The organism is Methylobacterium sp. FW102-HT35C08, from assembly GCF_058790235.1.
Window position 1 is genome coordinate 1,120,946 of sequence record NZ_JBYTCL010000002.1, and the last position, 12,019, is coordinate 1,132,964.

10 protein-coding genes are annotated in these 12,019 nt (G+C 72.3%); 5 read left to right on the forward strand and 5 right to left on the reverse strand.

Features of this window, described 5'->3' with window-relative positions; all coding sequences use genetic code 11:
- Positions 1-209 precede the first annotated feature (209 nt).
- The 3 genes from AC3WSN_RS05480 to AC3WSN_RS05490 all read left to right on the forward strand — a co-directional run bounded on the left by AC3WSN_RS05480 (position 210) and on the right by AC3WSN_RS05490 (position 5,228).
- The gene (locus AC3WSN_RS05480; protein WP_492536671.1) at positions 210-2,789 is read left to right on the forward strand and encodes an ABC transporter ATP-binding protein; all 2,580 of its coding nucleotides are present in this window, start codon (positions 210-212) and stop codon (positions 2,787-2,789) included.
- A 113-nt stretch (positions 2,790-2,902) separates the two neighbouring features.
- On the forward strand, positions 2,903-4,096 hold the full coding sequence (locus AC3WSN_RS05485; protein ID WP_492536672.1) for a L,D-transpeptidase family protein: 1,194 nt from the start codon (positions 2,903-2,905) through the stop codon (positions 4,094-4,096).
- 205 nt (positions 4,097-4,301) lie between these two features.
- Positions 4,302-5,228: an MBL fold metallo-hydrolase gene (locus AC3WSN_RS05490; RefSeq protein WP_492536673.1), complete on the forward strand. Its 927-nt coding sequence runs from the start codon at positions 4,302-4,304 to the stop codon at positions 5,226-5,228.
- A gap of 20 nt (positions 5,229-5,248) precedes the next feature.
- On the opposite strand, the gene AC3WSN_RS05495 is transcribed toward AC3WSN_RS05490, so the two are convergent.
- Positions 5,249-5,443, reverse strand: coding sequence for a hypothetical protein (locus AC3WSN_RS05495; RefSeq protein WP_492536674.1), 195 nt, complete (start codon positions 5,441-5,443; stop codon positions 5,249-5,251).
- Between the two features lie 232 nt (positions 5,444-5,675).
- Between AC3WSN_RS05495 and AC3WSN_RS05500 the strand changes: the two genes are divergently transcribed.
- Complete coding sequence (locus tag AC3WSN_RS05500) at positions 5,676-6,902, forward strand: complex I NDUFA9 subunit family protein (protein WP_373622419.1); 1,227 nt, start codon at positions 5,676-5,678, stop codon at positions 6,900-6,902.
- A 65-nt stretch (positions 6,903-6,967) separates the two neighbouring features.
- Positions 6,968-7,927: an NAD-dependent epimerase/dehydratase family protein gene (locus tag AC3WSN_RS05505; RefSeq protein WP_492536675.1), complete on the forward strand. Its 960-nt coding sequence runs from the start codon at positions 6,968-6,970 to the stop codon at positions 7,925-7,927.
- A gap of 55 nt (positions 7,928-7,982) precedes the next feature.
- Here AC3WSN_RS05505 and AC3WSN_RS05510 read toward each other — a convergent pair whose 3' ends face one another.
- The 4 genes from AC3WSN_RS05510 to AC3WSN_RS05525 are packed head-to-tail and all read right to left on the reverse strand — an operon-like array spanning position 7,983 to position 11,766.
- Entirely contained in the window at positions 7,983-9,179 is a 1,197-nt protein-coding gene (locus AC3WSN_RS05510) for a CaiB/BaiF CoA transferase family protein (protein WP_492536676.1), read from the reverse strand.
- 12 nt (positions 9,180-9,191) lie between these two features.
- Entirely contained in the window at positions 9,192-9,998 is an 807-nt protein-coding gene (locus AC3WSN_RS05515) for an IclR family transcriptional regulator (protein ID WP_492536677.1), read from the reverse strand.
- Between the two features lie 17 nt (positions 9,999-10,015).
- Positions 10,016-10,753 (reverse strand): enoyl-CoA hydratase-related protein, encoded by a 738-nt coding sequence (locus AC3WSN_RS05520; RefSeq protein ID WP_192710006.1) that lies wholly within the window; start codon positions 10,751-10,753, stop codon positions 10,016-10,018.
- A complete protein-coding gene (locus tag AC3WSN_RS05525) occupies positions 10,750-11,766 on the reverse strand; it encodes an NAD(P)H-dependent flavin oxidoreductase (protein ID WP_492536678.1) in 1,017 nt (338 codons plus the stop codon). The genes AC3WSN_RS05520 and AC3WSN_RS05525 overlap by 4 nt, the downstream gene beginning before the upstream one ends.
- Positions 11,767-12,019 lie beyond the last annotated feature (253 nt).

Below are 12,019 nucleotides of genomic sequence, written 5' to 3' on the forward strand. Positions count from 1 at the left end.
CCGAGGTGGCCCCGAAGCGCGGTCGCCGCGCCCGGACGACTCTGCACCGCGTTTTCCGTAACCTAGAGCGCTTCCAGACCGGGACCAGAACGTGGCTCGCGCGGGCCGACATGTCGCAGCGCGGTGGCCTCGGACCGCAACCCTTCCCGCAGCGGCCCCGAAGGCCTATGCCCTCGGCCGGCCCCTCGGCTGATCCCGTCCGGAGACGCATGGAATCCGATCCCCTCGTCCTGACCTGGCGCGCTGCGCGGCGTCTCCACGTCACTGCGGTTTCCCTCGCGGTCGGGATCGGCGCGCCGCTCTGCGCCCTCGCCCTGCTGTGCCTGCGCGACCTGATCGCCGTGCTGCCGCGCGACGAGGCGCCGACGCTGCCTTTCCTGCGCCTCGCCGTGGCGCTGCCGGGCCGCGAGCTCGTGCTGGCACCCGGCTTTCCGATGCGCCCGACCGAGCTCGAACTCGCGGCCTTCCTGTGCATCGCCGTCTGCGCCGTGGTCCTGGCCGTCCTCGGCTGGAGCGTGGCACGCCTGTGCTTCAAGGCCCAGAACCGGGCGTCCGATGCGGTCCGCGAGGGGGTCCTGCAGGCGATCCTCGACGCACCGGCCGGCGCCCGGGACGAGGCGCGCAACCTCGCCCGGATCGTCGGCGAGGTTCTGGCGCGGGCCGACCGGCTGCTCGCCGCCGGTATCGTGGTGCCGGCGATGACGCTGGCCGCCCTGGTTCTGGCGCTGGGCTTCGCGGGCCTCGCCGCGCCCCGGCTCATCCCGGCCGCGGTGGTGGGCCTGGGGGCGGTCGGTCTCGCCTACGGGCTGGTGCTGGAGCGGGCCCGGGACCGACAGGAATTGCGCCTGCGCACGAGCGCACGGGCGGAGGAGAACCTCAACGACCTCGTCCGGCGGCTCCCGGCGGTTCGCAGTCACGGGGCGGCCGCCCTGGAGCGGACGCGCATCGCGGCCCGTGTCACCGCGATGCGCACCAACGTGGCGCGCTCCGAGGCGCGGCTGGCCTATGCGCGGGCGCCGGCGCTCGCCCTGGCGGTGATCCTGCCGGCGATCGCGGCCGGCACGGCCCTGTGGCGCTCCGGACAGGCGGGACCGCAGGTTCCGCCGGTGGATCCGGCCGCCCTCCTGGCCGCGGTCGGCGCCTTCGGCCTCGCAGGCTGGCTCGCCGCGATCTGCGCGCGTCTCTGGACCGTCCGCAAGGCCGTCCGCCCGCGGTTCCGCGACCTCGCCCGCATCGTCGCGTCCCTCGAGGGCCGCAGGATGCGGTCGGGCGGGATTGGCGACGCACTGCCGCTGCCCCGATCCGGACTCCTCGCGACCCAGGGCGTGGGTGCCTTCGATCCGGCGACGGGCGAGCGCCTGGCCGGTGTCGATGTCGCTGTGGCCATGCCGGGACATGTGGCGATCACCGGGAGCCGCGGCAGCGGCGCCCGGGCCCTGGCGGCGGTGCTGGCGGGGCAGGTCGAGCCGACCGCGGGCGCCGTCACCTATGCGGGGGCGGATCTGCGCGCCTTCGACGCCGCGGAACGCGCCCGCCGCATCGCCTTCGCGGCTGGCGAGGCGATCCTGATGGCGGGCTCCCTGCGGCAGAACCTGCTCTACGGCACCGACCCGGCGAGCGCCCCGGACGACATCGCGCTGATCGGGATCAGCCGGCTCACGGGCCTCGACGGCTTCGTCTACGCCCGCGGCCTGACCGGCCGCCTCGATCCGGCGACCCAGCCGCGGCTCGCGGCCGCGATCGTCACCGCCCGCCGGACCATGCGGCAGGCGCTCGCCGCCAAGGGAGCCGAGCGCCTCGTCGAACCGTTCGACCCCGAACGCTACAACCATCAGGCGAGCATCGGCGAGAACATCCTGTTCGGCGAGCCGGTGGGCGGCGCCTTCGCGCCGCTGCGCTTCGCCCGCCATCCCTATCTCCGGGCGGTGCTGGAGGCCGAGGGACTCGTGCGCCCGCTTACCGAGATCGGCCTGTCGGTAGCCCGGAGCACGGTGGAGATCTTCGCCGACCTGCCCAACGACCACCCGCTGTTCGACGCCTACTCGCTGTTCCAGGCCTCGGAGCGCGGCTATTTCGAGGATCTCGTGGTGCGGCTGCCCAACGCCGCGGCCCTGCGACGGGGCCCCGCAGGCCAGCGCGACCGCATCCGCCTGATCGGTCTCGCGCTGCGCTACAGCGAGACGCGCCACCGCTTCGGCCTGATCGACGCAGCCTTCGAGGCGCGGCTGGTCCAGGCGCGACGCTCCTTCGCCCGGATGCTGCCGTCCCACCTCGCGGGCGCCGTGGAGTTTCACGATCCGTCCCGGGTCAATCCCGCCGCCAGCCTGGAGGAGAATCTGCTGTTCGGCCGGATCAGCCTCGGCGAGGCCAACGCCGAGCCGCGGGTGCGGGAACTGGTGCGCCGGGTGCTCGCCGAGGAGGGGCTCGAGGCTTCGGTCTACGGGCTCGGCCTGGACAGCAAGGTCGAGATCCAGCCCAGCACCGGCGCGCTGGCGGACGGCGCGATCAATGCCCGCGAGCGGGTGGCGATCGAGCTGACCCGCTGCCTCGCGCGCGAGCCCGACATCCTGGTCGTCGCGATCGCCGCCGACGAGCGCAAGGCCGAGGGCCTGCGCGACCGCCTCGCCCGGCTGCGGCAGGCGCGGGCCGGGCGCGGCCTCATCGTCTGCCTGCCCGAGACGGGCGTGCCCGAGGGCGCCGAGCCGTTCGACGCGGTGATCGTCGTGGAGAACAGCGCGGTGGTCGCGCCCGTGCCGGCGGCGCTCGAACGGGAGCCGGCCCCGGCCTGAGACCGGCCCTCCGCGCTTACGGCCGGCAGCCTCACGGCCGCCGCAATACTTTGGTCAGGCCGGGAGGCCGTGCCTGTCCGGCGCCATCTCGGCTGATCCAGCGCGGACGGTCCATGCCTCGAACGATCCCGATACCGCGCGCCGCGATCCTCACCCTCCTGGCCCTGTCCGGCCCTGCCGCCGCGCAGGCCGGAAAGGCCGAGGCGCCGATCCCGGGCGCGACCCTCGCCCTCATGGCGCAGAAGGGCGTGACGGCCGCTTCGCCGGTCCTGTTCCGGGCCTACAAGAAGGAATCGGAGATCGAAGTCTGGAAGAAGGGACCGTCCGGCTACGTCTTCATCAAGACCTTCCCGATCTGCCGCTGGTCCGGCCAGCTCGGGCCCAAGCGCAAGAGCGGCGACCGGCAGACCCCGGAGGGGTTCTATACGGTGCCCCGGCGCCAGATGAACCCGAACTCGCACTACTACCTGTCCTTCGACGTCGGCTATCCGAACGCCTACGACCGGGCCCATGGCGGCACCGGTTCGGCCGTGATGGTGCACGGCATCTGCTCGTCGATGGGCTGCTTCGCCATGACCAACGGCACGGTCGGCGAGATCTACGCCATCGCCCGCGACGCCCTGAACGGCGGGCAGGCGGCCTTCCAGTTCCAGTCCTACCCGTTCCGAATGACCGCGGAGAACATGGCCCGGCATCGGACGGATCCGAACATCGCCTTCTGGCGCGAGCTCAAGGCCGGCTCCGACCGGTTCGAGGCGAGTCGCGAGGAGCTCCAGGTCTCGGTGGTCGCCGGCCGCTACGCCTTCGCGCCCTCCCGCGACCCCGTGATCGAGGCGGCCGTGACCACGCGCCGCGCCGTGGAGGAGGCACGGATCGCGGCGCTCGCCGAGGCCGGGGAGCCCGCCGTGCGCACCACCTACTCGGATGGTGGCCAGAACGCCTTCTGGGCGGCCTACACGGCCCGGGGCGGGGCGGTCGGCGACATCAGCCGGCCGGAGGCCCTAGCCTTCGCCGGGCAGGAGGTGGTGGTCGTGCCCGGGCACCGCGCCGCGCGGCCGGTACCCGAAACCGTCTGGGCCGCCTGGGCCGCGCCCGATTCCGTCCTGTCGCCGCGCTGGATGGCGGGCTTCGTCCCATCCTACCTGCGCGCCGCCGACCCGTTCGCTGCGCTCACCACCCGCCTGCCGGCGCGCTACGGTGACGGACTGCCCTCCTGGCTGGCGACCGGACTCGGCGGCCCGCTCGCCGGCCGCCCGAATCTGTCCGGCTCGGTCCCCGAACTCCTGGCCTCGGCCGAGAGCCTCTAGGCATGCAGCGACCCCCGATAGCGGCCCATCCGTGTGCGCGGCCGCACATCACAGCGGCTCGCGGCACACCAATTCATGGTACGGCAGGAGATGCGCGGTACTCCTGTCCCGTCGGCCTGCCGTATTCACATTTCCCTTCCCGGAACGGCGACGGGGTTTCGATCATAATGGATCGGGACCGTCTGTCCGCAGATTCGTGATCGCCATGTCCAACAGTTCCGAGCCGATCCTCCCGGCGGCCGACCAGGACCTCGTCCTCCGCTTCTGGGGCGTCCGCGGCTCAACCCCTGTCAGCGGCCCGCAATACGCCGAGTTCGGCGGCAGCACGCCGTGCATCGAGGTCTGCTGCGGCCAGCGCATGTTCATCGTCGACGCGGGTTCAGGCATCTACAACCTCGGCCAGGGCCACCGGACCGACCTGCCCCAGGAAGTCGATCTGCTGTTCAGCCACCTGCATCTCGACCACACGGCCGGTCTCCCCTTCTTCAAGCCGGCGGTGCTCGACTGCAACCGGGTGATCAACACCTATTGCGGCAACCTCGGCGGCGAATCGGCCGGCCCGACGCTCGACCGCCTGTTCGCGCCGCCGCTCTTCCCGGTTACGCTCGACAAGCTGTGCTGCACCTTCAACCATCATGGGTTCGAGGCGGGGCAGACGCTGACCTTCCCGGACGGGGCGCGGGTCGACACGATTCCGCTGAACCACCCGCAGGGCTCGGTCGGTTACCGGTTCGAGCATCAGGGCCGGCGCCTGTGCCTCATCAGCGACATCGAGCACAGCGACCCCTGGCCGGATCCGAATCTGGTTCGGTTCGTCAGCGGGGCCGACCTGATGGTCTATGACGGCATGTTCACCGACGGCGAGTACCCGACCTGCCGGGGCTGGGGGCATTCCACGTGGCAGAAGGGCGTCGAGCTGGCGCGGGCGGCGGGCGTGAAGGCCCTGGCCATCATCCACCTCCACCCGGCGCACTCCGATACGAGCCTGCGTGACATGGAGGCCGATCTCCAGGCCGAGATGCCCACGGCCTTCATCGCCCGGGAGCGCCAGAGCATCACGGTAGGCGCGCCCCGGACGGTGAGCCGCCCCGCCGTCGCACGGGAGATGCGCCGTCGGGTTAAGGTCGCCTGAGCGTCGCCGGAGCGGCCGCGTCAGGCGGAATGGCGCGGGGATCGCGCCCGGCGCGTCCGAGTGACGAAGCGGACGGCGAACAGCACGAACAGGGCGACGCCGATGATCAGGATGCTCCAGCCGTAATTGCTGACGAGCTGGGCGTCGATTGGATGGCCGATGCGGCCGAGGGCGACCAGAAGCCCGAACGCGGCGATCGCCGCAGAGATCAGCATCCCTACAATCATCGGGCCTCTCCGGCGCGGCCCGTGTCCAGGGTCCGGCGGGTTGAACGGGTCCGGAGGAATGCACGGAGCCGGCAGCCGTTCCCGGAGCCGGCCCGCGCTCATCACGCGCGGGTGTCAAAACAGAAAGATCGGATGGCCCCTGATTGCAACGCCCGCGCCCCCCGCTCTAAGTAGGCCGCAAGAGGGCGCCCCCGGGCGCGCGCGGACCGAGACCACGGCGATGACCGGCCTAGACACGACGACTGCGAACACGTCCCGGGACACGGCGCCCCTCACGGCGTCGGGGCCGCTGCGCCCGCAATCCCAGCTCGTGACGATCTACGGCGGCTCGGGCTTTCTCGGCCGGCACGTCGTGCGGGCTCTGGCCAAGCGCGGCTACCGGATCCGCGTCGCGGTGCGCCGGCCGGACCTCGCGCTGTTCCTGCAGCCGCTGGGGCAGGTCAACCAGATCGTGGCCGTCCAGGCGAACCTCCGCTACCCCGACTCGGTGACCCGCGCCGCCGAGCGCTCGGACGTGCTGATCAACCTCGTCGGCATCCTGCAGGAAACCGGGTCGCAGAGCTTCGCCAAGCTGCAGGTCGACGGCGCCGAGACGATCGCTCGCGCCGCCGCCCGGCAGGGTGCCCGGATGATCCACGTGTCGGCGATCGGCGCCGATCCGGCCTCGCCCTCGCTCTACGCCCGCACCAAGGCGGACGGTGAGGCGCGGGTCTTCGCCGCCTGCCCGGACGCGGTGGTGTTCCGGCCCTCTCTGATCTTCGGACCGGGCGACGGCTTCTTCAACCGCTTCGCCAGCCTCGCCCGGGCGCTTCCGGTCCTGCCCCTGGCGGGTGGTCAGTCCCGCTTCCAGCCGGCCTTCGTGGGCGATGTCGCCGAGGCGATCGCCCGCGCGGTCGACGGCACCTTAGCCGGCGGCAGGGTCTACGAACTCGGCGGCCCGGAGGTGGGCACGCTGGAGCATTTCGTGCGCTACATGCTCAAGACGATCCGGCGGAAGCGCCCCGTCGTCGACCTGCCGCTCCCGGCCGCCAAGCTCCAGGCCCGCCTGCTGGAGATCGCCGACACCCTGACCTTCGGCCTCCTGCCCGACACGCTGAAGCTCACCCGCGATCAGGTCATCCTGCTCCAGAACGACAACATCGTCTCGGAAGCCGCCAAGGCCGAGGGACGGACGTTCGAGGGCATCGGGATCACCCCGACGGCCGCCGAGGCCGTGGTTCCGGGCTATCTCTGGACGTTCCGCAAGGCGGGACAATTCAACACCGACCGGGACGAGGAAAACCTGTCCGAGGTGCCCGACACGATGGCGTCGAAACCGCTTGCGGCCGGCTCCCAGCACAGGCCGAAGACCGCCTCGGGCCCGGCGATCGGCGCCGATGCGGGCAGTTCGCCGGGGGGCGGGCAGGGCAGCATGGGCGCCCGCTGGGGCTCCCGGAACCTGGGCTAGGTGACGGCTCCTGTCCTCGACCGCGCGGCGGCTCCGCCCGCGCGGCACGGATCGGCAGACCGGTCGTGAGGCGTATCCTGGTTACCGGCGCCGCGGGCTTCGTCGGCGGCCATGTCCTCCCGCTGCTGGCAGAGACAGGCGACCGCGTGGCGGGAATCGGCCGGGGGATGCTGCCGAACCTGCCGGCGGGCGTCACCTATGAGACGCTCGATCTTCTCGACGAAGCCGCGCTGAGCGGCTTCGTGGCCCGCTTCCGGCCGACCGCGATCCTGCACCTCGCCGGTCTCGCTTCGGTGGCCGATTCCGCCAGCGGGCCCGGACAGACGTGGCGTGTGAACGTCAACGGCCTGATGAACCTCGTCGCCGCCGTCGAGGCCGTGCCGGGCTGCACGTTCTTCTTCGTCAGCTCCGGTGAGGTCTACGGCAGCGCCTTCCTGGCCGGGCACGCCCTCACGGAGGCGGCCGAGCCCTTGCCGCGCAACACCTACGCCCGGTCGAAATGGGTCGGCGAGCAGCTGCTGCGCGACCTGCTGCCCCGGATCGGCGTGAAGCTCGTCGTCCTGCGGCCGTTCAACCATATCGGGCCGGGCCAGGACGAGCGCTTCGTCGTGGCCTCCTTCGCGCGTCAGATCGCCCGCATCGAGGCCGGGCTGGTGCCGCCGTGCCTCGCCGTCGGCAATCTCTCCTCCCACCGCGATTTCCTCGACGTGGCCGACGTGGCGCAGGCCTATGCCGACTTGATCGGCCGGGCGGAGTCGCTGGCGGACGGGAGCGTGTTCAACATCAGCTCGGGCCATCCGCGCACGATCGCCAGCGTGCTCGCGGACCTGCGCGCCCGGGCGCAGGTGCCTTTCGAGGTCCGGACTGCTCCCGAGCGGGTGCGTCCGACCGAGATCCCGCTCGCTGCCGGCGATGCCGGCCGCCTGCAGGCCGCCACCGGCTGGCGGCCGCGGGTCGACTGGGACGTGTCGTTGATGCGGGTGCTGGACGATGCCCGGGCACGCGCGGCACCGACACAGGCATAAGGCTGCCTCAGCCCGCGCCTCTCCGCGGGAGAGGCGCGCACACCGGCGCCCCGCTCTAGCGGAGCACGCCCTTCGCCACGAGCGCGTCCCGCGCCGCGTCCGGATAATCCAGCCGCTCCGTCAGGATCTCCCGGCTCGAGTCGCCCAGGCTCGGCGGCATGCGGCGCACCGGCAGCCGGCGACCGTCGAGCCGGTAGGGCGGGGCAATGACATGGGCGTTCCCCGGCGCCGCGACCACGAGCCCGGCCTCCTCGGCGCGCGCACAGGTCAGCGCCTCGCGCAGGCCCATCACCTCGCCGCACGGGATGCCGGCCGCCCGCAGCCGCGCGATCAGCGGTGCGCGCTCCCACTTGGCGAGTTCGGCTTCCAGGACCGGGATGAAGGCGGCGCGGTTCTTCGAGCGGTCGAGATTGGTGGAAAAGCGCGGATCGGCGACGAGGTCCGGACGGTCCAGCACCTGCTCGCAGAAGCGGCGATACTGGCCGTTATTGCCGACCGTGATCACCACCGGCCCGTCGCCGGCTTCGAACACCCCGTAGGGCACGATCGACGGGTGGGCGTTCCCGTATCGGGGCGGGTCGATGCCGCGGGCCAGCGCCTCCAGGCCGTAATAGGAGGTCAGCGCCACGCCGCAATCGAACAGGGCGAGGTCGATCGCCTTGCCGCGCCCGGTCCGCTCCCGCTGGAACAGGGCCGCCAGCACGGCCTGTGCGGCGAACTGCCCGGTGAACAGATCGACCGCCGCGACCCCGAACTTCAGGGGCGGCCCGCCGGCCTCGCCGTTGAGCGCCATCACGCCGGACTCGCCCTGCACGACGAGGTCGTAGCCCGGCCGGCCGGCCTCCGAGCCGTCCGACGCATAGCCGGCGATTGAGCAGTAGATCAGCCCGGAATTCTCGGCCGACAGGTCCGCGTAGCCGAGGCCGAGCTTCTCGGCGCCGCCGGTCTTGAAGTTCTGGACCAGCACGTCGCTCTCGCGGGCGAGCGCTTTCACGATCGCCAGCCCCTCGGGCGTGGCGAGGTCGACCCCGATCGAGCGCTTGTTGCGGTTCACGCTGTCGAAATACGAGGTGTTGCCGGGGCTCGTCGGCACGCCCCAGTCGCGGGTGTCGTCGCCGCGCTCCGGGTGCTCGACCTTAATCACGTCGGCGCCGAGGTCGCCCAGGACCTGCGCGCACCATGGCCCCGCCAGGACCCGGGACAGGTCGAGGACGCGGATCCCCGCGAGCGGCAGGTCGGCAACGGCATCCATCGCGAAAGGTCCTCAGGCTCCCATGACGCCGTCGAGGCTGCGCACGGCGTCGATCAGTTTCGGACGCGCCACCTCCATGAGGAAGCGCGCATCGGTGATGACGGTCGGGGCACCGCAATTGACCGACATGGGCGGCATGCCGCCGCCGGGATGGAACCCCACCGCGATGGCGCAGACCGTCTCCTGCCACTCGCCGAAGGAGGTGCAGCAGCCGATCTCCCGGTGCTCCTCCACCGCCCGGTCGAGACCGGCGCGGAGCGCGGGCCAGGCCACGGGATCGAGCGCCTTCAGATCCTCGTAGATCCCCTCGCGCTCCCGCTCCGGGCAGATCGCCACGTAGGCCCGGCCCATGGCGCTGCGGGCGAGCGAGATGCGTGAACCGGTGTCGAGGTTGAGCGAGATCGCGGCCGGGCCGCGCTGGCACTCGACGTAGCGCATGCTGAGCCGGTCGCGCACGCCCAGCCCCACCGAGGCGTTCGCCGCCTCCGCCACCGCCCGCAGGACCGGTCGCGCGATGGTGCGCACGTCGAGCCCGCCGAGCGCCGCCGAGCTGAGCGCGATGGTCGCGGTGCCGAGCCGGTAGCGGCCGAGTTCCGGCATGTGCTGCAGGTAGCCGAGCTTGGTGAGGGTGTAGGTGAGCCGTGACACGGTGGAGCGCGGCAGCCCGCAGGCCTCCGCGATGTCGTGGTTGGCGAGGCTCGTCCGGCCCGGACCGAAGCAGGCGAGCACCGCCAGCCCCCGGGCCAGCGCCGTGACGAAGTGCCGGTCCTCCTTGGCGCCGTCCGCACCCGGGACGGCCGCGCCGGCCTCGGTCAGCACCGTCGTCTCCCCGGCCCTCATCGGCGTAGGAACGCCGCGAAGGCGGCCTGCGCCTCCGGGCCGCGACGGAGCGCGTGGAAGACCTCCGCCTCCTCGGCCATGGCGCGGGCGACGCCGTCGTCGTAGCCGCGCCGCAGAGCCTGCTTGGTGGCGGCGACTGAGGCCCGGGGCAGGGCGGCGAGCGCCCGCGCCTTGGCCAGGGCGGTCTCCAGCGCCGCGCCCGCGGGAACGGCGGCGCTGACGAGGCCGGCCGACGCAGCATCCGCAGCCGTGAAGGGTTCCCCGAGCATCAGGAGCTCGGCCGCGCGCTTCGCGCCCGCCACCAGCGGCAGCAGGTAGCTCGACCCGCCCTCCGGGCTGAGGCCGAGCGCCGTGAAGGGCAGGCGGAACCGGGCGCCGTCGCCCGCATAGGCAAGGTCACAGTGCAGGAGCAGCGTCGTACCGATGCCGACCGCATGGCCCTCGACGGCCGCCACGACCGGCTTCGGACAGGCGCGCAGGGCCTTGAGAAAGGTCAGGCCGGGGCTGTCGCCCCCGGTCTCCACGTCCTGGAAATCCTTGAGGTCGTTGCCGGCGGTGAAGCAGCCGCCCGCGCCGGTGAGCACCACGGCGCCCACGGCCGCGTCCGCGCCCGCCGCCTCGAAGGCGGCGGTCAGCCCCGCATAGGTCGTCCGGTCGAGGGCGTTCCGCCGCTCCGGCCGGTCGATGGTGACGAGCCGGATTCCGGGCTCCGGATCGGCGACGCGGACGCTCACGAAGCGGCCCCGCCTACGTAATCCGCGGACAGCCCGGCCATCCGCGCCCGCGCCGCCGCGTATTCGCGCGCGAGCCGGGCGACGAGATCGGCGGTTGCCGGTGCGTCCGCGATGGTGCCGACCCCCTGGCCGGCGCCCCAGACGTCGCGCCACGCCTTCACGCTGGCGCTGCCGAAGTTCATCGCGGTCTTGTCGCGCACCGGAAGGGCCTCGGGATCGAGCCCGGCGGCGCGGATGCTCGGCGTCAGGTAGTTGCCCGGCACACCCGTGAAGTAGGGGGTGTAGAGGATGTCGGCCGCCGCGCTGCCGGCGATCATGTCCTTGTAGGCCGGGGCCGCATTCGCCTCACGGGTGGCGATGAACCGGGTGCCCATATAGGCGAGGTCGGCTCCCATGGCCTGGGCCGCCAGGATCGCCGCGCCCGAGGTGATCGCCCCCGACAGGATCAGAGGCCCGTCGTAGAACCGCCGGATCTCGCCGACGAGGGCGAAGGGGCTCAGCGTCCCGGCGTGGCCGCCCGCGCCGGCACAGACCAGGATCAGCCCGTCGACGCCGGCCTCCAGCGCCTTCTCGGCGTGGCGGACGTTGGTGACGTCGTGGAAGACCACGCCGCCGTAGGCGTGGACCGGCCGGATCACCGCGTCCGGGGCGCGCAGCGAGGTGATGATGATCGGCACTTGGTGCCGGACACAGGCCTCGACGTCCTGCGCCAGCCGGTCGTTGGAGGCATGGACGATCTGGTTGACCGCAAAGGGCGCGACCTTCCTCGACGGATCCGCAGCGCGGGCCTGTGCGAGCGTTTCCGTGATCCGCGTGAGCCATTCGTCCAGCAACTCGGCAGGCCGGGCGTTGAGGGCGGGGAAGGAACCGACCACGCCGGACAGGCACTGGGCGATCACCAACTCCGGGCCGGACACGATGAACATCGGCGCGCAGATCACCGGCAGGGCGAGCCGTCCGCGCAGAGCCGCGGGCAGGCGCCCGGCCTGCGGTTGCTCGGGACCGTCGCTCATCGGCCGCGCCCGGCCATGGGCTCGCGCGCCGATCGGCCACGGCCGGGTCGCTCGCTCAGATCGATGCTGCGCATCGTGCTCCTCCCCTTCCCCGGCGCCCGGTTCCTCTCGGCACCGCATCCGCGACACTGGTGGCCGATCGCACCGGGCGCGGTTTTGATGACACGGGCGGCAGAGGCCGGTCAAACGCTCGCTGTTACAGAAGTCTGCAATGCAGAACAGGAACAGGGCTGCGCCAACCATCAAGCCGTTT